General features: G+C 61.3%; 23 protein-coding genes. 9 read left to right on the plus strand and 14 right to left on the minus strand.

The genetic code is table 11. The features are described from left to right. Window positions 1-120: 120 nt before the first annotated feature. The 4 genes from HX873_RS21420 to HX873_RS21435 form a co-directional block, all read right to left on the minus strand. Window positions 121-1,035 (minus strand): LysR substrate-binding domain-containing protein, encoded by a 915-nt coding sequence (locus HX873_RS21420; protein WP_177047776.1) that lies wholly within the window; start codon window positions 1,033-1,035, stop codon window positions 121-123. A gap of 177 nt (window positions 1,036-1,212) precedes the next feature. Next, window positions 1,213-2,517 (minus strand): C4-dicarboxylate transporter DctA, encoded by a 1,305-nt coding sequence (gene dctA, locus HX873_RS21425; protein ID WP_003207293.1) that lies wholly within the window; start codon window positions 2,515-2,517, stop codon window positions 1,213-1,215. 98 nt (window positions 2,518-2,615) lie between these two features. Beyond that, window positions 2,616-3,491, minus strand: a complete 876-nt coding sequence (locus HX873_RS21430) for an alpha/beta fold hydrolase (RefSeq protein WP_177123176.1) — start codon at window positions 3,489-3,491, stop codon at window positions 2,616-2,618. Window positions 3,492-3,729: 238 nt separating this feature from the next. Further along, window positions 3,730-4,191 (minus strand): VOC family protein, encoded by a 462-nt coding sequence (locus HX873_RS21435; RefSeq protein WP_003210114.1) that lies wholly within the window; start codon window positions 4,189-4,191, stop codon window positions 3,730-3,732. Between the two features lie 235 nt (window positions 4,192-4,426). On the opposite strand from HX873_RS21435, the gene HX873_RS21440 reads away from it, so the two are divergent. From HX873_RS21440 to HX873_RS21450, 3 genes are read left to right on the plus strand one after another with little or no spacing between them, the layout of a single operon-like run. Next, complete coding sequence (locus tag HX873_RS21440; protein ID WP_177123177.1) at window positions 4,427-5,650, plus strand: SfnB family sulfur acquisition oxidoreductase; 1,224 nt, start codon at window positions 4,427-4,429, stop codon at window positions 5,648-5,650. A gap of 3 nt (window positions 5,651-5,653) precedes the next feature. After that, on the plus strand, window positions 5,654-6,319 hold the full coding sequence (locus tag HX873_RS21445) for a methionine ABC transporter permease (RefSeq protein ID WP_008430846.1): 666 nt from the start codon (window positions 5,654-5,656) through the stop codon (window positions 6,317-6,319). 29 nt (window positions 6,320-6,348) lie between these two features. Next, complete coding sequence (locus HX873_RS21450) at window positions 6,349-7,119, plus strand: MetQ/NlpA family ABC transporter substrate-binding protein (RefSeq protein WP_102369600.1); 771 nt, start codon at window positions 6,349-6,351, stop codon at window positions 7,117-7,119. Between the two features lie 146 nt (window positions 7,120-7,265). Here HX873_RS21450 and soxR read toward each other — a convergent pair whose 3' ends face one another. Then, window positions 7,266-7,709, minus strand: a complete 444-nt coding sequence (gene soxR / locus HX873_RS21455) for a redox-sensitive transcriptional activator SoxR (protein WP_008430848.1) — start codon at window positions 7,707-7,709, stop codon at window positions 7,266-7,268. A 90-nt stretch (window positions 7,710-7,799) separates the two neighbouring features. On the opposite strand from soxR, the gene HX873_RS21460 reads away from it, so the two are divergent. Continuing rightward, window positions 7,800-8,162: an antibiotic biosynthesis monooxygenase gene (locus HX873_RS21460; protein WP_032898632.1), complete on the plus strand. Its 363-nt coding sequence runs from the start codon at window positions 7,800-7,802 to the stop codon at window positions 8,160-8,162. Here the strand turns inward: HX873_RS21460 and HX873_RS21465 are convergent. Genes HX873_RS21465 through msuE form a run of 4 tightly spaced genes read right to left on the minus strand, consistent with a single transcriptional unit; the run spans window position 8,154 to window position 12,222 of the window. Further along, complete coding sequence (locus tag HX873_RS21465; protein ID WP_003210127.1) at window positions 8,154-9,257, minus strand: sigma-54-dependent Fis family transcriptional regulator; 1,104 nt, start codon at window positions 9,255-9,257, stop codon at window positions 8,154-8,156. The genes HX873_RS21460 and HX873_RS21465 overlap by 9 nt on opposite strands. An 11-nt stretch (window positions 9,258-9,268) precedes the next feature. Continuing rightward, window positions 9,269-10,456: an acyl-CoA dehydrogenase family protein gene (locus HX873_RS21470; protein ID WP_003210129.1), complete on the minus strand. Its 1,188-nt coding sequence runs from the start codon at window positions 10,454-10,456 to the stop codon at window positions 9,269-9,271. Window positions 10,457-10,503: 47 nt separating this feature from the next. Continuing rightward, window positions 10,504-11,649 carry an FMNH2-dependent alkanesulfonate monooxygenase gene (ssuD, locus tag HX873_RS21475; RefSeq protein ID WP_177020570.1) on the minus strand — a complete coding sequence of 382 codons (1,146 nt, stop codon included), beginning with the start codon at window positions 11,647-11,649 and terminating at the stop codon, window positions 10,504-10,506. Between the two features lie 9 nt (window positions 11,650-11,658). After that, window positions 11,659-12,222 carry an FMN reductase gene (gene msuE / locus HX873_RS21480; protein ID WP_003210131.1) on the minus strand — a complete coding sequence of 188 codons (564 nt, stop codon included), beginning with the start codon at window positions 12,220-12,222 and terminating at the stop codon, window positions 11,659-11,661. Between the two features lie 397 nt (window positions 12,223-12,619). On the opposite strand from msuE, the gene HX873_RS21485 reads away from it, so the two are divergent. The 3 genes from HX873_RS21485 (at window position 12,620) to HX873_RS21495 (ending at window position 16,123) form a co-directional block, all read left to right on the plus strand. After that, window positions 12,620-12,889, plus strand: coding sequence for a hypothetical protein (locus HX873_RS21485; RefSeq protein ID WP_008430855.1), 270 nt, complete (start codon window positions 12,620-12,622; stop codon window positions 12,887-12,889). Between the two features lie 228 nt (window positions 12,890-13,117). Beyond that, window positions 13,118-14,278, plus strand: a complete 1,161-nt coding sequence (locus tag HX873_RS21490) for a cysteine desulfurase family protein (protein WP_087695274.1) — start codon at window positions 13,118-13,120, stop codon at window positions 14,276-14,278. 36 nt (window positions 14,279-14,314) lie between these two features. Then, the gene (locus HX873_RS21495) at window positions 14,315-16,123 is read left to right on the plus strand and encodes an aminopeptidase P family protein (protein ID WP_177123178.1); all 1,809 of its coding nucleotides are present in this window, start codon (window positions 14,315-14,317) and stop codon (window positions 16,121-16,123) included. Here the strand turns inward: HX873_RS21495 and HX873_RS21500 are convergent. Then, a complete protein-coding gene (locus HX873_RS21500) occupies window positions 16,116-17,024 on the minus strand; it encodes a LysR family transcriptional regulator (protein WP_008430860.1) in 909 nt (302 codons plus the stop codon). The genes HX873_RS21495 and HX873_RS21500 overlap by 8 nt on opposite strands. Window positions 17,025-17,139: 115 nt before the next feature. On the opposite strand from HX873_RS21500, the gene HX873_RS21505 reads away from it, so the two are divergent. Continuing rightward, complete coding sequence (locus HX873_RS21505) at window positions 17,140-18,135, plus strand: zinc-dependent alcohol dehydrogenase family protein (protein ID WP_177055877.1); 996 nt, start codon at window positions 17,140-17,142, stop codon at window positions 18,133-18,135. On the opposite strand, the gene HX873_RS21510 is transcribed toward HX873_RS21505, so the two are convergent. Both HX873_RS21510 and HX873_RS21515 read right to left on the minus strand, forming a co-directional pair. Continuing rightward, entirely contained in the window at window positions 18,132-18,722 is a 591-nt protein-coding gene (locus tag HX873_RS21510; protein WP_008430864.1) for a 2-hydroxychromene-2-carboxylate isomerase, read from the minus strand. The two genes, HX873_RS21505 and HX873_RS21510, sit on opposite strands and share 4 nt — an antisense overlap. Before the next feature lie 35 nt (window positions 18,723-18,757). Further along, window positions 18,758-19,489 carry an SDR family oxidoreductase gene (locus HX873_RS21515; RefSeq protein WP_003210139.1) on the minus strand — a complete coding sequence of 244 codons (732 nt, stop codon included), beginning with the start codon at window positions 19,487-19,489 and terminating at the stop codon, window positions 18,758-18,760. Between the two features lie 89 nt (window positions 19,490-19,578). Between HX873_RS21515 and HX873_RS21520 the strand changes: the two genes are divergently transcribed. Continuing rightward, the gene (locus HX873_RS21520; RefSeq protein ID WP_003210141.1) at window positions 19,579-20,139 is read left to right on the plus strand and encodes a TetR/AcrR family transcriptional regulator; all 561 of its coding nucleotides are present in this window, start codon (window positions 19,579-19,581) and stop codon (window positions 20,137-20,139) included. 12 nt (window positions 20,140-20,151) lie between these two features. Here HX873_RS21520 and HX873_RS21525 read toward each other — a convergent pair whose 3' ends face one another. Both HX873_RS21525 and rhtA read right to left on the minus strand, forming a co-directional pair. Then, entirely contained in the window at window positions 20,152-20,433 is a 282-nt protein-coding gene (locus HX873_RS21525; protein ID WP_003210144.1) for a hypothetical protein, read from the minus strand. Between the two features lie 167 nt (window positions 20,434-20,600). Then, entirely contained in the window at window positions 20,601-21,488 is an 888-nt protein-coding gene (rhtA, locus tag HX873_RS21530; protein WP_177039999.1) for a threonine/homoserine exporter RhtA, read from the minus strand. Window positions 21,489-21,668 lie beyond the last annotated feature (180 nt).

The raw sequence follows: 21,668 nt of genomic DNA on the forward strand, positions 1-21,668 counted from the left end.
TGCCCGCTTTTGATTTGGCTTTTTGCTCTACAACACTCAAGCCGGCCGGTAGGCCGCTGTAAGAGCAGAACCGTCAGCGGCCGTTACCGCAGCAACGGATATGTACTCAAACCCGGCACGCTAAATCGACAACCCCTTGAAGTGCTCCTGCAAAAACTCCACACACGCCCGCAACTTCCCGGAGTAGGCCAGCCGCGTCGGGTACACCGCCCACACGTTGGCGCTCTGGGTGTAGTCGTGCAGCACCTGCACCAGTTTCCCTTGCTCCAGCAGCGGCTTCACATCCCACATCGAACGCAGCAACACGCCGCGCCCGTCCAGGGCCCATTGCAAAACGATCTCGCCGTTATTCGACGACAACGGCCCGCGCACGCGCACGCTTTCCTGCACGCCATCGCGCTCCAGGTGCCAGATGCCAAACGCGTTGTCGCGCTCCTTGAGCACCAGGCAGTCGTGCTGTTCCAGGTCGCTCAAGTGCTGCGGCACACCACGGCGTTCGAGGTAGGCGGGCGCCGCACACAGCACCCGCCGGTTACTCACCAGCCGGCGACCGATGTGTTGCCCGGGGATGTCGTCGCCCACGCGAATCTCCAGGTCGAAACCCTCGCTGACGATATCCACCACCCGGTCGAACAGGTCCAGGCGAATCTCCAGGTCCGGGTATTGTTCGGCCAATAGCGACAAGGCCGGTGCCACATGGTTACGACCGAAACCGAAGCTGCTGCACAAATGCAGGTGGCCGCGCGGGCTGTCGTGGGCGTCGGAAAGCTCGTCGGACAACTGCTGGAAGTCTTCGAGAATCCGCACGGCCCAGCGCTGCACGCGCTCACCGTCTTCGGTCAGGGCGATACGGCGGCTGGTGCGGTGCAGAAGGCGGGTGGCGAGGGTGGTTTCGAGAATCTGGATACGCTTGCTGACGTAGGCCGGGGACAAACCCAGCTCGTCGGCAGCCGCAGCAAAGCCGGCCTTGCGGATCACGGTCAGGAATACCCGCAGGTCTTCAGGTAGGGGCACGGTATCTTTCTTGTTGTTCATCAGAAACAGGCATGGCGGCATGAACCGCCAGAATAGCACCGGTATGGCGAAGGAGTTTCTGTGGTGAGGGAGCTTGTTGTGGCGANNTGGAGTGCGTAGCGCTCCCAAAGATCTTGGGGCCGCTGCGCAGCCCAGCGGGAGCAAGCTCCCTCGCCACAGGGGATTGGTGTTTAAGGGTTACTCGGCGGCGATCTTCGCCTGGGCGGCGGCCCGTGCATGGCGGCCGTGCTTGAGGGCGATGGGCGCCATTTTTTCGCGGTCCAGTTCACCTTCCCACGCAGCCACCACCAGCGCCGCCACGGCATTGCCGATGATGTTGGTCAGTGAGCGGCATTCAGCCATGAACCGGTCCACACCCAGGATCAGCACCATCGCCGCCACCGGCACCGTCGGCACCACCGCGAGGCTGGCGGCCAGCGCGACAAAACCTGCGCCCACCACCGCACCGGCGCCTTTTGAGGTAAGCATCGCCACCGCCAGCAGGGTCAGTTGTTGCTCCAGCGTCAGGTCGATATTGGTCGCCTGGGCCAGGAACAGCACCGCCAGGGTCATATAGATGTTGGTGCCGTCCAGGTTGAAGGTGTAGCCGGTGGGCACCACGATCCCCACCACGCCTTTGGACGCGCCAAGGCTTTCAAGTTTCTGGATCAGTTGCGGCAGCGCAGATTCGGAGGAGCTGGTGCCCAGCACGATCAACAGTTCAGCCTTGATGTAGGTCAGCAGCTTGAAGATGCTGAACCCCACATACCGGGCGATGCTGCCCAGCACCACGGCGACGAAGAAAAACGCGGTGACATAGAACGTGCCCACCAGTTTCAACAGCGGCAGCAGCGAGCCCAGGCCGTATTTGCCGATGGTGAAGGCGATGGCCCCGAAGGCCCCGATCGGCGCGACGCGGCTGATCATCCCGACGATGCGGAAGAACACTTCGCTGGCCTGGTTGATCACGCCGACCAGGGGCCGGCCCTTCTCGCCGATCATCACCAGCCCGAGGCCAAACAGCACCGACACAAACAGTACCGGGAGGATTTCGCCTTTGGAGAAGGCGTCGAAGAAGGTAGTGGGGATCACATGCATCAGGAACCCGGTGACGCCTTCGCCGTGTTCGGCCTGGCCGACAAAACCGGCGATGGCGGAGGTGTCGAGGGTCTTCACGTCGATATTGAAACCCACGCCGGGGTGCAGCAGGTGCGCGGCGAGGATGCCGATTACCAGGGCGATGCTGGAGACAATCTCAAAGTACAGCAGCGCCTTGCCGCCGACGCGGCCCACCTGCTTCACGTCGTGCATGCTGGTGATGCCGGAGACCACGGTGCAGAAGATGATCGGGCCGATGATCATCTTGATCAGCTTGATAAACCCGTCGCCCAACGGCTTGAGGTCGATGCCCACCTGAGGCCAGTGGTTGCCGATCAACACGCCCAGCACAATGGCGATGATCACCTGCACATACAGGGTTCCCAGCAGTTTTCTGATTGTCATTTTTATTATCTCGAGACGTTTTTTGGGCAAGCAGATCCCGTCGCAGGCTGTTTCAAGCCTGCGGGGCGGGATCGGTCAGGTCAGCGGTTCATAAAGGCTCAGCGAAGGAAGGTCAGGACTTCGCCGAGCATCACTTCAGGGATTTCTTCTGCGATGTAGTGGCCGGCCGGCAGGGCCTTGCCACGTACGTCGGTCGCGACTTTCTGCCATTCCTTGAGGGGTTCGAAGCAGCGCCCGACGGTGCCTTCGGCGCCCCACATCACCAGCAGCGGCAACTCCAGGTGGTTGCCCTTGTCGATATCGGCGCGGTCGTGCTCAAGGTCGATGCCAGCGGCGGCGCGATAGTCCTCGCAGATCCCGGTGGCGGTGCCGGGCAGTTTCAGGCAACGCAGGTATTCGGCGAAGGCTTCATCGGTGAACGGCTTGAGCCCGGCACTGCGGCTGCCCATGACGCTGCGCAGGTAGAGTTCCGGGTTGCCTTCAATCAGGCTCTCGGGCAACGGCGCCGGGCGGATCAGGAAGAACCAGTGCCAGTAGGCGCGGGCAAAGGCTTCGTCGGTCTGGGCGTACATGGACAGGGTTGGTGCGATGTCCAGCAGCACCATGCGCTGCACGGCCTTGGGGTGGTCCAGAGCCAGGCGATGGGCGACGCGGGCGCCACGGTCGTGGGCCAGCACCGAGAACTCGTCGAAGCCCAGGGCTTTCATCAGCTCGACGCCGTCGCGGGCCATTTCGCGTTTTGAATAATTGGTGTGATGGTCAATGGCGGCGGGCTTGCTGCTGTCGCCATAACCGCGCAGGTCGGCGGCGACCACGGTGAAGTGTTCGGCCAGTTGCTCGGCGACCTTGTGCCAGATGACGTGGGTCTGCGGGTGCCCGTGCAGCAGGAGCAGGCCGGGACCCGCGCCGCCTTTGCGGTAGCTGATGTCCACACCGTTGACGTGGCGCTGGTCTTTTTGGAATCCGGCGAACATGGAATGACTCCTTGTGATGATTGCTTGCATCCTGAAATCACACGGCGCCCGGGGCAAGGGGGAAAGCGTGGAGGGGTTGTTCATGAAGTGTGTTGAAGCCCGATCTTTCAGGCAGTGCAGGTCAACGGTGGGAGCTGGCTTGCCTGCGATGCAGGCAACTCGGTGTATCAGTCGCACCGAGGTGATGCCATCCCAGGCAAGCCAGTTCCTACCGTTGGGTTGTGTCGCCCAGGCGACTTCATCCTTGCTTGAACAACGCCTCGGCACGCTGGCGAACCTGCGCCTCGGTCAAGTCCTCCTTGCGCGTGGCCAGGAACCACACATGCCCGAACGGGTCTTTCAGCGTCCCGGAACGGTCACCGTAGAACTGATCCTTGGGTTCTGAAATCGCCGTGCCGCCGGCCTTGATGGCCTGGGCGAACTGTTGGTCGACATCTTGCACATAGAGATGCAGGCACACGCTGGGGTGTTCTTTTCCCGGACTGCCGAACGACATTTCGCCACAGGGCGAGGCCATCATGATCGCCGAATCGCCAATGCGCAGTTCGGCATGGCCGATCTTGCCGTCGGGCATGTCCAGGCGCATGACTTCGGTGGCACCAAAGGCTCGTTTGTAGAACTCGATGGCTTCAGCGGCTTTGTCGATGCCCAGGTACGGCGTGATGCTGTGGTAGCCCTCGGGAATGGGTTTAACGCTCATATCGTTCTCCTTGATGGTGGTTGTGGAGGGACGGCTTTTTCACTATAGGCCACGTGCGCCGTGGCTTGCGGGCAGCCGACGAGGTGTTGCCCAGGCAACAGCAAACCGGCAGTTTGCTGCGCCAAGGGCGGTCTGCCGCGCGTATATCGGGAGCAAACCCTTGTGTTTGAAGGCCAGGCGCCTCAGGCACAGAAGCTGCAATGCCTCTGGCAAACCATTCGCCCGAGAGCGTTGTATGTCTGTACTGCCTGTATCTGCCGATTACCCGATTCACACGCCCCACGCCGAGTTGATCCGCGACGAGGCCCACGCACTGGCCGTTGCCCGCCGAGTCGCTGCCGTGTTGCTGGAACAGGACGCCGAGCGCGATCGCACCCGCCAGGTGCCTGCGGAGGTCGTCGACCTGTATTCCAACAGCGGTCTGTGGGGCATCAGCGTGCCCCGCGAGTTTGGTGGTGCCCAGGTGTCCTACGCGGTGTTGGCCCAGGTGATTGCGATTATCTCGGAGGCCGACCCTTCGCTGGGGCAAATCCCGCAGAACCATTACTGCCTGCTGGAAGATATCCGCCTGCAAGGCACGCCCGAGCAGCAGGCGTACTTTTTTGGCCTGGCGCTGGAAGGGCATCGGTTTGCCAATGCGCTGTCGGAAACCGGCGGCAAGAACGTCCAGGACATCCAGGCGACCATTCGCCGGCAAGGCGATGGCTATGTGATCAACGGTCGCAAGGGTTATTGCACCGGTTCGCTGTATGCCCACTGGCTGGCGGTGCTGGCGCTGGATGAACAGCAAAATGCGCAATTGGCGTTCGTGCCGCGCGGCACTGAAGGCCTGGTGGTGGTCGACGACTGGGACAGCATGGGCCAACGCACCACCTCCAGCGGCACGGTGCTGGCCGAAGGCTTGAAGGTGCCGGCGTTCAATCTGTTTCCTACCCATCGCTCCTACGATTCGCCGACCCTGGCCGGGCCTTTCGCCCAATTGACCACCGCCGCCATCGACGCCGGCATCGCCCGTGCCGCGTTGCGTGACACGGTGCAGTTCGTCCGGCAATTCGCCCGTCCATGGATCGATGCCGGGGTGGAAAACGCCAGTGAAGACCCGCTGACTATCATCCAGGTCGGCGCGCTGGATATTCGCCTGGAAGCGGCGGAAGCCTTGCTGGAGCGGGCCGGAAAGGCCCTGGACGCCGCGCGCCCGGCACCCGATGAAGACAACGTTGCCCACGCCTCCCTGGCTGTCGCGCGAGCCAAGGTACTGACCACTGAAATCGCCATTGAAGCCAGCAACAAGCTCTTCGAACTCGGCGGCACCCGTTCCACCCTGAAGAAGCACAACTTCGACCGTCACTGGCGCAACGCACGGGTGCATACCCTGCATGACCCGGTGCGCTGGAAGTATCACGTGGTGGGCAACTGGCTGCTCAACGGCGCCAAGCCACCGCGTCACGATTGGTCTTGACCCATGGCCGAGCTGTTTAAAAACATCTACTGGGCCGACATCGGCCAAGCCTGCCTGGAAACCCTGAGCATGCTCAGCGCGGCCCTGGGTTTTACCGTGCTGCTGGGGTTGCCGCTGGGGGTGCTGTTGTTCCTCACCGGCAAGCGCCAGTTGCACGAAACCCTGGTGGTGTATCGGGCGCTGTCGGTGGTGGTCAACGTGCTGCGCTCGCTGCCGTTCATCATCCTGCTGATTGTGCTGATCCCGGTGACCACCTTGCTGGTGGGCACCTCCCTGGGCGTGGCCGGCACCATTCCGCCGTTGGTGGTGGGCTGTACGCCGTTCTTCGCGCGGCTGGTGGAAACCGCCTTGCGCGAAGTCGACCGTGGCGTGGTGGAGGCCACCCAATCCATGGGCGCCAGCACCTGGCAGGTGATCCGCCACACGTTGTTGCCGGAAGCCCGGGGCGGGCTGCTGGCAGCGGTCACTGTCACCGCGATTGTGCTGGTGGACTACACCGCCATGGCCGGGGTGATCGGTGGCGGTGGCCTGGGCGACCTGGCTATCCGCTACGGCTATCAGCGTTTCCAGACCGACGTGATGGTGGTCACCGTGTTGCTGCTGTTGGTGCTGGTGCAGGCCCTGCAGATGACCGGTGACCGTTTGGTGGCGCATTACAGCCGCCGTTGATTCCTATAACTAATGCCTTCGGAGCAACCATGAAAAAATCCCTGGCCATCTTGGCCGCTGTCTTGTCCTTCAATGCCGTTGCCAACGAGACGCTGGTCGTCGGCGCCACGCCCGTGCCTCACGCCGAGATCCTCGAGTTCGTAAAGCCGGTGCTGGCCAAGGAAGGTGTGGACCTGCAAATCAAGGTCTTCACCGATTTCATCCAGCCCAACCAGCAACTGGCGCTGAAGAACATCGACGCCAACTACTACCAGTACCGGCCATTCCTGGATGACTACAACAAGACCCGGAATACCAACCTGGTGCCGGTGGTCGGTGTGCACATCGAGCCTTTCGGCGCGTACTCGACCAAGATCAAAAATATCTCGGAGTTGAAAGACGGCGCGACAGTGTCGATCCCCAACGACCCGGTCAACACTGGCCGCGCCTTGGTGCTGCTGGACGAAGCCGGCCTGATCAAGCTCAAGGACCCGAGCAACACCCTGGCCACGCCGCGGGATATCGTTGAAAACCCCAAGCACCTGAAAATTCGTGAACTGGAAGGTGCGTTGCTGGCCCGCTCGGTGAGCCAGGTGGACCTGGCGTTCGTGTTTGCCAACTACGCCCTGGAAGCGGGGATCGACACCAACAGCGCGTTGATCGTCGAGAAGGGCAAGAGCCTGTACGTGGAGTACCTGGTCGCGCGCCCGGACAACATCAATGACCCTGGCATCCAGAAACTGGCCAAGGCGTTGAACTCCGATGAAGTGCGCCAGTTCATCCTGACCCGCTATAAAGGCCAGATTGCCCCGGGATTCTAAGTCTGACGGCGATCAAAATGTGGGAGCGGGCTTGTGTGGGAGCGGGCTTGCTCGCGAGGGCGGTGGATCAGCCACTGCATCTGGCGACTGACACCCCGCTTTCGCGAGCAAGCCCGCTCCCACATTGATCGAGTTTTACCCCGCCATTATGTGGACGGCTCCAAGAGTTGTGCCCCAGGCCCGCGCTCACCCAGTACGTCGTCGTGATTGCGCAGCGGGCACGCCTCCAGCGACAGGCACCCGCAGCCAATACAGCCGTTGAGTTTGTCCCGCAGCAACATCAGTTTTTCGATGCGCTGGTCCAGGTCCTCACGCCATAGCGCAGACAGGCGCTCCCAATCGGCAGCGTTGGGCGTGCGGCCATCGGGCAAGGTTTGCAGCGCGTCATGGATCGTCGCCAGGGGAATGCCCAAACGCTGGGCAATCTTGATCACCACCACCCGGCGCAACACATCCCGCGGATAGCGCCGCTGGTTGCCGGCGTTGCGGTGGCTCTTGATCAACCCCTTGGTTTCATAAAAGTGCAGCGCGGTAACCGCCACGCCACTGCGGGCTGCCAGTTGGCCGACGGTGAGTTCTTTGGTGACCATGAAAAAGCCCTTGACCTTGACTTAACTAGAGGTTTTACCCTGCGTGGCATCGAATCGCAAGATTGTGCCTACAGTGAGAGGGGAATGTTCATGCAGGTATTAGAGAAGAGTCTGAGTTTTACCCAGATGGTCGAATTCCACATCGAGCCTCAGCAGCAATCCGCGTTGGTAGCGGCCCTGTCATCCCAGAGCGAGCGCCTGGCCCAGGGCCATGGCGGCTTCATCAATGCCAGCGTGCAGGTCAGCGATGATGGACGCCGGGTGCTCAGCTACCTGCAATGGCGCTCCCGCGAGGAGGGGGAAGCGGCCTTCAAGTGTTTTGAGCACGGTGAGGAAGATTTCTGGACGCTGATCCGCGCCCACCAGGCCACGGCGGTGACCTTCGGTTCGTTCCAGGTGCTGCGCAGCATCGAGCGCAGCCATGACAACGCTCTGCACTGCCGCCTAAATTGACAGGTGCAGCATGCGCTCGCCCTGTACGTTTTCGCCGGGGCGTCGCTTGTTCACCGCCAGCTCGCCGATCTTGATCAAACGGGTACGGGTCACGTTGCGGCTCAGGCCCAGCAGGTTGGCGGTGTGCACCTGGTTGTAATGGCTGAAGCGGTAGGCGGCGCGCAGCAGCGCATCCTCGACCTTTTCATGCAGGGCCCCGGCCTGTTCCTCGAAGAGCTTTTGAAAGGCGCGTTCCAGCAGGGCTTCGGCGCTGTTGTCGGTGCCGTGCTGGCTGTCGTCCTGACGCTCGATGCGCATGTTCGACAGGCGCAGGTCGTCGCGCTCGATCACCCCGTTGCGGCAGATCAGCAGGGTGTGGTGGATCACGTTTTCCAGCTCGCGGATGTTGCCTGGCCAGCTGTAGCTTTTGAGCTTTTGCTCGGCCTCGCGGCTGATGGTGATCGGGCCGTAACCCAGGCGCTGGCTGTAGGCTTCGATGAAATGCCGGGTCAGTGGCAGGATGTCACCGGGCCGATCCCGCAGGGGGCTGAGTTCGAGGCTGACCACGTCTAGGCGGTAGTACAGGTCTTCGCGGAAATGCCCGGCATTGATGGCTTTCTCCAACTGAACGTTGGTGGCCGCCAATACCCGCACGTCGATGGGAATGCTTTTGCGTGAGCCCAGGCGCACCACTTCGCGTTCCTGCAGTACCCGTAGCAGCTTGACCTGGATCGCCATCGGCAAGTCACCGATTTCATCGAGGAACAAGGTGCCGCCGTCCGCCTCTTCGAACCAGCCGGCCTTGGCACTGAGGGCGCCGGTGAAGGCGCCTTTTTCATGGCCGAACAGCTCGGCTTCCACCAGGGATTCGGAAAACGCGCCGCAGTTCACGGCCACGAAGGGCCGGTTGCGCCGGGCGCTGAGGTTGTGGATATGGCGCGCCACCAGCTCTTTACCGGTGCCGGTTTCGCCGATGATCAACACGCTGGCTTCGCTGGGCGCGACTTGCTGGATGTGCGCCAGCAGCGCCTGGGATTTGGGGTCTTCGAAGACCTGGGCCGTGGCGCGGATCGAGGTCGCAAGAGCGGGCGAGGGCGGTAAGGTTAAAAGCTGCATGGGCACCTCTTCTAGGAGTAGAACGTGGGAATCGGCAGGGACTGGTTCAACGCCCAGTCCCCCAGTTCGTGGAGCTTGTAGTCCACCGGGTCGTGCAAGGTTTGCGTGCGCAGGTTGCGCCAGTGCCGGTCCAGGCGCAGCGAGGCGTGGGTGGAGCGCGCGCCGGTGACTTCGAACAGGCGGCTGCACAGCTCCAGGCCGTTGCGGGTGGCAGCGACCTTGGCCGTGGCGATGGCGATGGCCAGCTCGCCGCGCTCGCTTTCACTGAGGCTCGGGCCCTTGGCCCAGGCCTGGTCCAGCAGTTCGGCGGCGCGTTCTACCAGCAGGCGCACGCCTTCCAGTGCGACCCAGAATTCGCCGTAGTGGTTGAGCACGTACGGGTCCTGGCGAATGTCCTGCACCGTGGATTTATGCCAGGGCCGGGTTTCGGTCAGGGTGTAATTCCGGGCTTCGGCAAAGGCGCCTTCGGCGATGCCGAGGAACATATGGGTGAAGGTCAGTTGAGCGATCAGCGGGCGCAGGCAGGCGAAGGGCGTACTCAGCGGGCCGGGATCGAGGAGCAATTCCGACTCTTCCACGCGTACCCGTTCGAAGCTGGCGCTGCCGCTGTCGGTCTGGCGCTGGCCGATGTTGTTCCAGTCATTGTGCAGGGTGATGCCACTGCGCCCGCTGGGGATGGCCGCGATCAGCAGCTTGCCGCCGGCGCTTTCATCCACCGCCGAGGCGATCAGCATTTCCGAGTCGCTGGCACCGGAGCAAAAGCTCTTCTTGCCGGAGAATTCGCGCCAGCCGTTGTAGGCTTTGACCACAGTGCGCGTGTCCAGCGGGTTGAGGGCGTTGCCCCAGAACCAGTTCTTGCGCGCGGTTTGTTCGAACCAGGGTTGCCATTGCTCCGGGCGTGAGAACAGTCGCACGGTGGCGAGCATCAGGTGATGAAAACCGAAGACGTGGGCGATAGAGCTGTCGACCTTGGCGAATTCGCGCACGATCTCCAGGGTTTCGCTCCAGCGGGCGCCGAGGCCGCCGTATTGGGTGGGAATGCTCAGGGCCAGCAAGCCGCTTTGGCGCAGGGCGTCACGTTCGGTCTTCGGTGTGCCGCCGCGCTCGTCGCGTTCGACGGCAGTGAGGGCAAATTCGGCGGCCAGCAGTTTGGCGGTCTGCAAGGGTGAGGGCAGGACGCTGTTGGGTTTGGCTGTCACGCGGTATTCCTCATGGTGTGCCGGGGCGTGCCCCGGCAGACGGCAGGTCAGGCCTTGGCTTTTGCCGGCAGGACGTCGTTGGCAATCATTTCGCCGAACGGCCCGGTGAGGTTGGTGACGCCGCGCCCGGCCAGGCTGGCGTAGGGTTCCGGCAGCAGCGGGAACACCAGTTCGGCAAAGCGATACGCCTCTTCCAGGTGCGGGTAGCCGGAGAAGATGAAGCTTTCGATGCCCAGGTCTGCGTATTCCTTGATGCGCTCGGCGACTTGCTGAGGGTTGCCCACCAGGGCCGTGCCCGCGCCGCCACGTACCAGGCCGACGCCGGCCCACAGGTTGGGGGCGATCTCAAGGTTGTCGCGGCGCCCGTCGTGCAGGGCGGCCATGCGCCGCTGGCCTTCGGAGTCAAAGCGCGAGAAGGATTTTTGCGCGGCGGCGATGGTTTCGTCGCTGATGTGCTCGATCAGTTTGGCCGCGGCTTTCCAGGCGTCTTCTTCGGTTTCACGCACGATCACATGCAGGCGAATCCCGAATTTGACGGTGCGCCCGTGGCGGGCGGCGCGCTCACGCACGTCGGCGAGTTTCTCGGCGACGGCGGCCGGTGGTTCGCCCCAGGTCAGGTACACGTCGACTTGTTCGGCGGCGAGGTCGTGGGCAGCGTCCGAGGAACCGCCGAAGTACAGCGGTGGATATGGCTTCTGCACCGGTGGGTAAAGTGCCTTGGCGTTCTGCACGCGCAGGTGTTTGCCTTCGAAATCCACCGATTCGCCTTGCAACACGCGGCGCCAAATCTTCAGGAATTCGTCGGTCACTTCGTAGCGTTCGCTGTGATCGAGGAAGCTGCCGTCGCCGCGGTTTTCGTCGGGGTCGCCGCCGGTCACCACGTTGATCAACAGGCGGCCACCGGACAGGCGGTCGAGGGTGGCGGCCATGCGGGCCGAGACGGTTGGCGAGATGATCCCCGGACGAATCGCCACCAGGTAACGCAGGCGTTCGGTCAACGGCACCAGCGCCGAGGCAATCACCCAGGAGTCTTCGCAGGAGCGGCCGGTGGGAATCAGCACGCCGTGGTAGCCGAGGTTGTCGGCGGCCTGGGCGACTTGTTTCAAATAGTTGAGGGTGACCGGGCGAGCGCCCTGGGTGGTGCCCAGGTAGTGGCCGTCACCGTGTGTAGGCAGAAACCAGAAAACATCCATGACAAATCCTTAAGCGATTTTCAGCAGAGAGGTGGGATGCGCGGCAAACAACGGCGCGGCGCGTTCTGCAGCAAGGCGAATGCGGGCCTTCAAGGGCTCACTGGTTATGTGGTAATCGGTGAAATCGGCCTCGGTGGCGTACACGCCAATGGGCAAGGTCAGGGCCTGGAAGAAACTGAACAGCGGGCGCAACTGGTGATCGAGTACCAGGGCGTGGCGTTCGCTGCCGCCGGTGGCCGCCAGCAACACCGGGGTGTTGATCAGGGCGTTGAGGTCGACCAGGTCGAACAGGTGCTTGAGCAGGCCGGGGTAGGAGCCGCGATACACCGGCGCGGCAACGATCAGCAAGTCGGCCTGTTCGATGGCCTGCAGTTGCGCTTCGACGTCGGCGGGCAATTCCTGGCGCGACAGTGCGCCGCCCAGCGGTCGGGCAATGTCGCCCAATTCGATCAGGGTGGCCTGGATCGGCAATTGATCGGCCAGTTCGGCCAGCACCGCCTGGGTCAACACCAGGGTGCGGGACGGACGCCAGGTTCCGCCGGAGAGGGCAACGACATTCAGTGGACGGGTCATCAACAGTTCCTTTTTCAACAGTGGCTCAGGGCAAGAGCAGTAGCAGGGCTTGAGCAAGAGCTGTACCAAGCTGTGCAGCCCTTGACTGGCGTGGCCTCTGTGCCAGGTGTTGGAAAATGGTGGTGTTGTCTGCCTGGTGTTTTGTTGAATGACTGTTGCCTGGGCAACAGTTGCCAGGCGAACAGTGGCGTGAGTGTTGAGGCCATTTATAGAGGGTTGTGTTTATTCCGTAAATGAACGTATTTCCATATTTATAGATCTAAATGGAATATATGGCGCGACTATCAGAAGTGTCGCAAAGGTTGATAGCGACTATCACGGCTGATGATTTTTCACCGTGCAGGTGCGGGAGTAGCCTGTACTCATTGACTTCAGCCCGTTTCGCAGGACCTTCGCCATGAACCGTTTTCTCGCCATTTCCGTATTGCTTGTCACCTCAGTCCTTGCCGGTTGTGCGACGCATTCGTCGCCCGAGCTGCGTGGTTATTCGGCCGAGGAGAGCAAGGAACTGGCGCTTGAAGCCCTGAGCCGTCGAGGCCTGTCATTTGATGAATACCAACAGAAGAAAGCCGAACTGACCGGCCAGCCACGGAACACCTTCGGTTTCGACCGTCAGGGCGAGATGAATGCCGAGCGCAGCATGACGCTGCACGGTCGCCCCAGTTGAGTCAGTGGCGAGGTCTGAAAAGCCCGAGGTTTCCCACAGGAACCTCGGGCTTTTTGTTTGCCATCCGTTTCCCGGAGCCTGTTAAGCTGAATTTCAGGAGCGTTCCTACGCACTTTTAAATAAAGTGGTCTTTCTTTAACGGCACGGGATCAGGTAAACCATCTTCCTTCCTGATTGCGGCCCCTGAGACGTTGTTCTCGGGAACCTGCTCTGCGAGTCTTTAACGTCATGAATAAACGTCCGCTGTATTTCGACTACGCCGCCACCACGCCGGTGGATGAGCGGGTCATCCAGGTGATGGTTGAGTGTCTGGGCTTCAATGCCAACTTCGGCAACCCTGCGTCCAGTTCCCACGCGTTCGGCCAACAGGCCCGGCAAACGGTTGAGCAGGCACGGGGCCAGGTGGCTGAGTTGGTCGGCGCCGAGCCGGCACAGATTGTCTGGACCTCCGGTGCCACCGAGTCCAACAACCTCGCCATCAAGGGCGTTGCCCAGGCGCGCGGCGTGGCCGGCGGGCACATCATCACCAGCCAGATTGAACACAAGGCCACGCTCGACACCGCTCGCCAGTTGCAGGAAGCCGGGGTTGCCGTGACGTACCTGGTGCCGGACGCCGAGGGTTTGATCAGTGTCGAGGCGGTGAGCGAAGCATTGCGTGAGGACACCTTCCTGGTGTCGCTGATGCTGGTGAACAACGAGCTGGGCACTCTTAACGATATCCGGGCGATTGGCGCACGCGTGCGCGAGCATGGCGCGCTGTTTCACGTGGATGCGGCGCAGGGCGCAGGCAAGGTCGAGATTGACCTGGCCGAATGGCCAGTGGACCTCATGTCATTTTCCGCACACAAACTCTATGGTCCCAAGGGTATCGGCGCGTTGTACGTCGGCCCACGTGCGCAGCAGAAAGTGCTGGCGCAGATTCACGGCGGTGGCCATGAAGGTGGTTTGCGTTCGGGCACCCTGGCAACTCACCAGATTGCCGGCATGGGCACCGCGTTTGCCCTGGCGGCAGCGTCCTTTGCTGAAGAAAAGGCGACCATCGTTGCCTTGCGCGAGCGCCTGCTGGAACAGCTGAATACAATTGCCGGGGTGCGCCTCAATGGCAGCCTTACCCAACGCATTCCCCACACCCTGAGCCTGACGTTCAGCGAAGGCGAGTTCAATTCCGCCGCCTTGAGCGCGGGCATTGCCTTCTCGGCCACTTCGGCCTGCAATTCGGCGAGCAATGCACCGTCCCATGTGCTTCTGGCGCTGGGCCATGATGCCCGCAGCGCAGGTCGCACCATTCGCTTGAGCCTCGGGCGGTTTACCACCGAGCAGGATATCGATCAGGCGGTACAGCTGATCAAGGCGGCACTGGCCAGCGCACCGGCGTTCTGGGCCGTTTGACCCCATAACAATTATTAGTGGTTAGCAGGAGACACGATGAGCACACAGCCTTTGACCCATGGAGCGGTTCCCCAGCGCCTGGCGCACACCCGCGAACTGATGAGCCGCGAGGGCATTCATGCCCTGTTGGTGCCGTCGGCGGACCCGCACTTGTCCGAATACCTGCCGGGTTACTGGCAGGGCCGTCAGTGGTTGTCGGGTTTCCATGGGTCGGTGGGCACGCTGATTGTTACTGCGGATTTTGCCGGTGTATGGGCAGACAGCCGCTATTGGGAACAGGCGACCAAGGAGCTCAAGGGCAGTGGCATCGAGTTGGTCAAGCTGCAACCCGGCCAGCCCGGGCCGCTGGAATGGCTCGCGGAGCAGACGCCGGAAGGCGGCGTGGTGGCCGTTGATGGCGCGGTCATGGCCGTGGCCTCGGCGCTCACCCTGGGCAGCAAGCTGGAGGCACGTGGTGCACGCTTGCGCACGGATATCGACTTGTTGAATGAAGTCTGGCAAGACCGTCCAACCTTGCCGAACCAACCGATCTATCAACATCTGCCACCCCAGGCCACCGTCAGCCGTGGCGAGAAGCTCGCAGCCCTGCGTGCCAGCTTGACGGAAAAGGGGGCCGACTGGCATTTCATCGCGACCCTGGATGACATTGCCTGGCTCTTTAACCTGCGGGGTGGCGACGTTTCGTTCAACCCGGTGTTTGTCTCGTTTGCCTTGATCGGCCAGCAGCAGGCGACGCTGTTTGTGGCCCTGAGCAAAGTCGACGCCGAGCTTCGCGCGGTGCTGGAACAGGATGGCGTGACCCTGCGCCATTACAGCGAAGTCGCAGCGGCGTTGAAGGACATTCCTTCGGGCGCGAGTGTGCAGGTCGACCCGGCCCGGGTGACCGCCGGCTTGCTGGAAAACCTGGGCAGTGGCGTCACGCTGATCGAGGGGCTTAACCCGACCACCTTGGCCAAATCGCGCAAGAGCCTGGCGGACGCCGAGCACATTCGCCAGGCCATGGAGCAGGATGGCGCGGCCCTGTGTGAATTCTTCGCCTGGCTCGACAGCGCGTTGGGCCGTGAGCGCATCACCGAACTGACCATTGATGAGCACCTGACGGCAGCGCGTACCCGTCGTCCGGGTTATGTGTCGCTGAGCTTCAATACGATTGCCGCATTCAACGCCAATGGCGCGATGCCGCACTATCACGCGACCGAAGAAGAACACGCGCTGATCGAAGGCGATGGCTTGCTGCTGATCGACTCCGGTGGCCAGTACCTGGGTGGCACGACCGATATCACGCGGATGGTGCCTATCGGGACGCCAAGCGAAGAGCAGAAGCGCGATTGCACGCGGGTGCTCAAAGGTGTGATTGCCTTGTCCCGCGCGCATTTCCCCAAGGGCATTCTCTCGCCGCTGCTGGACTCGATTGCCCGTGCGCCGATCTGGGCCGAGGGTGTGGACTACGGCCACGGTACCGGTCATGGCGTCGGCTATTTCCTCAATGTGCATGAAGGCCCGCAGGTGATCGCCTATCAAGCCGTCGCCGCACCGCAAACCGCGATGCAGGCCGGCATGATTACGTCCATCGAGCCCGGCACTTACCGTCCGGGGCGTTGGGGTGTGCGCATCGAGAACCTGGTGTTGAACCGTGAAGCGGGCAAGACCGAGTTTGGCGAGTTCCTCAAGTTCGAGACACTGACACTGTGTCCGATCGACACCCGTTGCCTGGAGCCGTCGTTGCTGACGGTGGAAGAACGCCAGTGGTTCAACGATTACCACGCGCAAGTCCTTGAGCGCCTGAGCCCGCTGCTCAGTGGCGCGGCACTGGAATGGTTGCAGGTGCGTACGGCCGCTATCTGAGGGGCTGCAGTTCGGGCGCCTGGGTCAGGGCATCGGCCATGTAGTCGATAAACGCTTTGACCCGGGCGGACTGGCGGCGATTGGGTGCCGAAACGGCATGAATCGGCAGCGACTGCGGGGTGTAGTCCTGCAGCAAGGCGACCACCCGGCCGGCCTTCAGGTCATCAAAGAACAACCACAGGGGCGACAGCGCAATGCCGTGCCCCGCCAATACCATCTCGCGTATAGCCTCGGAGTTATTGCTCTGGGCGTTGCCCTTGATCTTGACGCTGTGCCGCGTCCCGTCCTTTTCGTAGACCCATTGGTTCTGGCTGCTGAGCAGGTTGAACAGCAGGCAATTGTGCCGGGCCAGCTCTTGCGGTGTTTGCGGCGCCGGGTGTTTGGCCAGATAGGCCGGACTGGCGAGGGTGACCCGGTGAGTAGTGCCGATCTGCCGGGCGATCAGGCCACTGTCGCGCAACTCGCCGATGCGCAGGGTAACGTCCAGGCCTTCGCTGACCAGGTCCTGATTTTGATCGCTCAGTTGCAGGTCAACCTGTACCTGTGGGTATCGATCGAGAAATCCCGCCAGGCGTGAGGCGATGTGCAGGCGACCGAAGCTCACCGACGAGCCAATGCGTAACGGACCGGCGACAGCCTCCTTGCCGGACTGGAAGCTGTGTTCTGCAGCATCCACCGCCGCGAGGATTTGTCGGCAATGGCTGTAGTAGCGCTGGCCTTCGTCTGTCAGGGAGAGTTTGCGGGTGCTGCGGGAAATCAGCTTGCCGCCCAGTTCTGTCTCCAGTGCACGCAGTACTTTGCTGATAGTGGGCTGAGTGGTCTGCATCTCCCGGGCAACCGCAGAGAAACTCCCGCGCTCGATCACTCGAACGAAAATGGCCATTGCGTTGAGCTTATCCATGGGGCTACCGATTCATGCCAAATGAGCATGGCCACTATAGCCGTTTGGCGTCTTATCGGCATGAGTGGCCGGGCACATCATGGTGATCACTTCCTGATGAATCGAGATCGCGACCATGACTGATACAACTCAAATGCACGCCCTGGTGGTGGATGTGGCGAATGGGCCGTTACGGCTGGCAACGATTCCAAGGCCGACGCCTGGGGATGGTGAGGTGCTGGTGAAGATCAAGGCCAGTGGCCTCAACCCGTTGGATGGGAAAATTCGAGCAGGCGAGGCGGCCCATGCCCGTCAGCCGTTGCCGGCTGTGATTGGCTTGGACTTGGCGGGGATCATCGAGACGGTGGGCCCGGGTATCAACGAGTGGAAGGCGGGCGACGAGGTGTACGCCCTGGCGACGGGAGTGGGCGGCCTCCAGGGTTCGTTGGCGGAGTTTGCCGTGGTGGATGCGCGCTTGCTGGCGAGAAAACCCGTGACCCTGAGCATGCGCGAAGCCGCGGCATTGCCGCTGGTGCTGATCACCGCATGGGAAGGGCTGGTGGACCGTGCGCATGTAGGCCCGGGGCATAAAGTACTGATTCAGGGCGGTGCGGGTGGTGTAGGACATGTCGCCGTGCAAGTGGCTAATGCATTTGGCGCCGAGGTGTTTGCGACCGGTTCAGCCAGGCAGCGGGCGTTGATCGAGGGGCTGGGCGCTACGTTTATCGACTACCAACAGCACACCGTCGAGGAGTATGTAGCCTTGCACACGGCGGGCGAAGGTTTTGACATTGTGTATGACACGGTGGGCGGGCCGACGCTGGATGCATCCTTCCGGGCGGCCAGGACTTATCACGGGCATGTGCTGAGTTGTCTTGGCTGGGGTTCTCATAGCCTGGCGCCGTTGTCGTTTCGCGGGGCGACTTACTCCGGGGTGTTTACCCTGCTGCCGATGCTGACGGGCAAGGGGCGGGAGCACCACGGGCAGATCCTTGCCGAGGCGGCGCAGTTGATTGATGACGGGAAGCTCACGCCGATTCTCGACGGGCGTCAATTCGACCTGCACTCGGCAAACGCCGCCTGCGAGTTACTCGCCGGCGGCGCTCAAGGGCGTCTGGTGATTGAAATCTAGCTCAGCGCTTCGCGGACAAACTCCAGGCGGTCCTGGCCGAAAAACAACTGGTCGTCGACGAACATCGTAGGTGCCCCGAATACGCCGCGCTGGATGGCGTGCTCGGTATTGTCCTTGAGGGTGGCCTTGACGGCATCGTCATTCGTCAACGCGAGGACTGCTTCGGGATCAAAGCCGTGTTCAGCCAGCACCGCAGCCACCACAGCAGGATCACCCAGGTGACGGCCTTCTACCCAAAGGGCACGGAACAGGCAATCGATGAAATCCTGAAAACGCTCGGGTTGGCGCATTTGGACACCGGTGACAGCGCGCATCAGCGTCAATGTATTGATGGGGAAGTGCGGGTTGAACTTGAGCGGGACGTTGTAGCGCTGGGCGTAGCGTGCCAGGTCCTGGAACATGTAGCGGCCTTTGGCGGGAACGGTGGCCGGTGATGCATTGCCGGTGGCCTTGAACACCCCGCCCAGCAGCATTGGCTTGTAAATCAGCTGGGTGCCGGTTGCAGCGCACAGGCCTGGAAGTTGGGTATAGGCCAGATAGGTGGCAGGGCTGCCGAGGTCGAAGAAAAATTCTACTGTTTTACTCATGCTGGATACTCGCAGTTTATTGTTATGGGGCGCGCTTACCAGGGTTCATTCCAGGGGCGCAGGTCCAGCTCGAAGGTCCAGGCGTCCCGGGGCTGGCTGTGCAGGTACCAATAGTTATCGGCGATGTGGTCCGGATTGAGAATGCCGTCCTGATCCTTGAGGGCGTATTTTTGCGGGAAGTTGTCGCGGATGAAGTCGGTGTCGATGGCGCCATCCACGACGACGTGGGCGACGTGGATATTCCGTGGGCCCAGTTCGCGAGCCATGCTTTGCGCCAGTGCACGGATCCCGTGTTTGGCTCCAGCGAACGCGGCAAAGCCGGCGGCTCCACGCAACCCGGCCGTGGCACCGGTAAACAGGATGGTGCCGCGGTTACGGGTGACCATGCGCTTGGCCACTTCCCGCGCGTTGAGGAAGCCTGAGAAACAGGCCATCTCCCAAATCTTGAAGTACTTGCGGGCGGTTTCTTCCAGGATGCTGCACGGCACATTGGCGCCGATGTTGAACACGAAGGCTTCGATGGGGCCCAGTTCGGTTTCAATCCGCTCGATCAGCGCGATAACGTCTTCTTCCTTGCGGGCATCGCAGGCAAAGCCATGCGCCTCGCCACCTGCTGCGTGGATGCTATCCACCAAGGGTTGCAGTTTATCGGCGCTGCGCCGGGTGACGCAGGCGACGTAACCCTCACGGGCGAAACGCTTGGCGATGGCACCACCTGTGGCATCGCCGGCACCCACTACCAGTACAATTTTCTTGTTGTTCGTCATGGGAGATCCTTTAGTAAACGATCGTTTGCCAAACGAACGTTATGCTACGATCCAGCAGGCGTCAAGCTGACAGCACAGTGGAGGAAGCGATGCGATATTCGGCTAGTCACAAGCAGCAAACCAGGGAAAAGCTTCTGGACAGCAGTGCGGCACTGGCGAAGAAAGAGGGTTTTGCCAGTGTCGGGGTGGATGGCTTGATGAAGGCCATTGGCTTGAGTGGCGGTGCGTTTTATAGCCACTTCGCTTCGAAGGATGAATTGTTCAGTTCGATTGTCGAGCGTGAATTGAGCCACAGCCTTGAGCGATTGAATGGCGACGGGGTGCAAAGCCGTGAGCGGCTGGATCGCTGTTTGAAGTTCTACCTGAGCATGGCCCATGTGGAGCAATCCGAAGCCGGATGTGCGTTGCCGAGCCTGGGGGCGGAGATTGCGCGATCTGATGTGGCCGTTCGTCAACAGGCGCAGGACTGGATTTGCCGATTGCAGGTGGGGTGGGCAGCAACACTGGGCAGCGAGGCCCTGGCGTGGTCGATTCTGTCGCAATGCATCGGCGCCCTGGTGGTGGCGCGGATGATGGTCGACCCGCAGGTGCAGGCACAGGTCCTGTCATCGAACTACGAGGTGCTCAGCCAGCAGCTGTCGAGGCTGTGAGGTCATCGACAGTTACTTGCAGATGACAATCATGCTTCGGCTTGTGTAGCCGGCGGGGTTAAGACCGAACGGGTAGTCGCCTGGGTCTTCGGCGTTGTCCCCCGACTTGGCGATGACTTTATAGCCTTTGGCGCCACACGAATTAGCTGCACTGGCGTAGCACTGGTCCCAGGAAGAGGACAGGCCTGAGCAGTTGATATGCAGGCCCTTCTTTCCCCGTTTTACTTCGGTCTTGGTGGTCGCGGCACAACCTGCGATTGCCACAATCATGAACAGCATCAAAATTCGCTTCATTACTATCCTTAATAGCCGCCTCGCTTAAGTGCACGAAGCTGGCTTTGCTCGCTCTCGAGTGTAGCGTTCATGATGTCCTTATCGAAAATCTCCATGAATGACACTGGGTTACGACCTAAACATGGCCTAATTGAGCGGCAAATGCCATAGCTACGTCAAATCCTGAATCAATCGGCTGGAACGAGTGGTTTTGATTCGTTACGCATGGTCAGGGTTGCACCCACCGAGGCCAGGATAATGCAGGTGATGGCCAGCCATTGCGCCAGGGACAAGTGCTCTTGAAGGAAAAACAGCCCGGACAGGGCGCCGAACGCGGGTTCGATACTCATCAGGGTTCCGAACGTGCGGGCTGGCAGGCGAGTCAGGGCGACCATCTCCAGGGTGTAGGGCAGGGCGGTGGATAAAACCGCGACACCAATGGCGATCGGGATCAGCGAGGGTGTGAGGAGTGCGGCGCCCGCGTGGACGATACCTATCGGTGCAACAAACAACGCTGCAATCATTACGCCGAGGGCCGCAGTCTGAACGCCATTGTCGGCGCCGGCCTTTTGGCCAAACAGAATGTAGAGTGCCCAGCACGCACCTGCGCCGAGTGCATAGGCGGCGCCTGTGAGGTCAAGGCCGCTGCTGGCTTCGCCCACTGGGATCAATAGCAGAAGTCCGACAATCGCCAAGGCTATCCAGAGAAAGTCTACGGCGCGTCGCGAAGCGTAGATGGCGACTGCCAGTGGGCCGGTGAATTCGAGGGCTACTGCAATTCCCAGCGGAACGGTGCGCAGCGACATATAGAAGAGGAAGTTCATTCCCCCCAGCGCCATCCCGTAGACGATCACCGTCTGCAACGACTTGGCTGTCAGCTTGGCGCGCCATGGGCGTAAAAGGAGCAGCATGATCACACTGGCGAAAATCAGGCGCAGGGTGGTGGTGCCCTGGGCGCCCACGATGGGGAACATGCTTTTGGCGAGTGAGGCGCCTGATTGAATAGAGGCCATGGCAATGAGTAGCAGGCCGACCGGAAACAGTGTCGAAGCCAGGCTACGCGGGGAAGTGGTCATTGAGGGTATTCGTCCGAGGTCGTATTGAAAGAAACCGAGTGGCTATGATGCTTAACTGTTGAGCGTTGGGCAATATATTGCTCAATTAGTTAACGGTTCCTTCCTATATAGACGAATTCCGTGATTGTCGGGATGGATTGATAGAAAAGCTGAATTAAGGGTTGACGGCAGATTCTGGAA

The sequence above is a fragment of the Pseudomonas sp. P7758 genome (assembly GCF_013386485.1).
Classification (GTDB): Bacteria; Pseudomonadota; Gammaproteobacteria; order Pseudomonadales; family Pseudomonadaceae; genus Aquipseudomonas.

Bases quoted from the DNA above. Each gene is read 5' to 3' on its own strand.
- HX873_RS21420 (WP_177047776.1), bottom strand. From the start codon at position 1,035: ATGAACAACAAGAAAGATACCGTGCCCCTACCTGAAGACCTGCGGGTA.
- dctA (WP_003207293.1), bottom strand. From the start codon at position 2,517: ATGACAATCAGAAAACTGCTGGGAACCCTGTATGTGCAGGTGATCATC.
- HX873_RS21430 (WP_177123176.1), bottom strand. From the start codon at position 3,491: ATGTTCGCCGGATTCCAAAAAGACCAGCGCCACGTCAACGGTGTGGAC.
- HX873_RS21435 (WP_003210114.1), bottom strand. From the start codon at position 4,191: ATGAGCGTTAAACCCATTCCCGAGGGCTACCACAGCATCACGCCGTAC.
- HX873_RS21440 (WP_177123177.1), top strand. From the start codon at position 4,427: ATGTCTGTACTGCCTGTATCTGCCGATTACCCGATTCACACGCCCCAC.
- HX873_RS21445 (WP_008430846.1), top strand. From the start codon at position 5,654: ATGGCCGAGCTGTTTAAAAACATCTACTGGGCCGACATCGGCCAAGCC.
- HX873_RS21450 (WP_102369600.1), top strand. From the start codon at position 6,349: ATGAAAAAATCCCTGGCCATCTTGGCCGCTGTCTTGTCCTTCAATGCC.
- soxR (WP_008430848.1), bottom strand. From the start codon at position 7,709: ATGGTCACCAAAGAACTCACCGTCGGCCAACTGGCAGCCCGCAGTGGC.
- HX873_RS21460 (WP_032898632.1), top strand. From the start codon at position 7,800: ATGCAGGTATTAGAGAAGAGTCTGAGTTTTACCCAGATGGTCGAATTC.
- HX873_RS21465 (WP_003210127.1), bottom strand. From the start codon at position 9,257: ATGCAGCTTTTAACCTTACCGCCCTCGCCCGCTCTTGCGACCTCGATC.
- ssuD (WP_177020570.1), bottom strand. From the start codon at position 11,649: ATGGATGTTTTCTGGTTTCTGCCTACACACGGTGACGGCCACTACCTG.
- msuE (WP_003210131.1), bottom strand. From the start codon at position 12,222: ATGACCCGTCCACTGAATGTCGTTGCCCTCTCCGGCGGAACCTGGCGT.
- HX873_RS21485 (WP_008430855.1), top strand. From the start codon at position 12,620: ATGAACCGTTTTCTCGCCATTTCCGTATTGCTTGTCACCTCAGTCCTT.
- HX873_RS21490 (WP_087695274.1), top strand. From the start codon at position 13,118: ATGAATAAACGTCCGCTGTATTTCGACTACGCCGCCACCACGCCGGTG.
- HX873_RS21495 (WP_177123178.1), top strand. From the start codon at position 14,315: ATGAGCACACAGCCTTTGACCCATGGAGCGGTTCCCCAGCGCCTGGCG.
- HX873_RS21500 (WP_008430860.1), bottom strand. From the start codon at position 17,024: ATGGATAAGCTCAACGCAATGGCCATTTTCGTTCGAGTGATCGAGCGC.
- HX873_RS21505 (WP_177055877.1), top strand. From the start codon at position 17,140: ATGACTGATACAACTCAAATGCACGCCCTGGTGGTGGATGTGGCGAAT.
- HX873_RS21510 (WP_008430864.1), bottom strand. From the start codon at position 18,722: ATGAGTAAAACAGTAGAATTTTTCTTCGACCTCGGCAGCCCTGCCACC.
- HX873_RS21515 (WP_003210139.1), bottom strand. From the start codon at position 19,489: ATGACGAACAACAAGAAAATTGTACTGGTAGTGGGTGCCGGCGATGCC.
- HX873_RS21520 (WP_003210141.1), top strand. From the start codon at position 19,579: ATGCGATATTCGGCTAGTCACAAGCAGCAAACCAGGGAAAAGCTTCTG.
- HX873_RS21525 (WP_003210144.1), bottom strand. From the start codon at position 20,433: ATGAAGCGAATTTTGATGCTGTTCATGATTGTGGCAATCGCAGGTTGT.
- rhtA (WP_177039999.1), bottom strand. From the start codon at position 21,488: ATGACCACTTCCCCGCGTAGCCTGGCTTCGACACTGTTTCCGGTCGGC.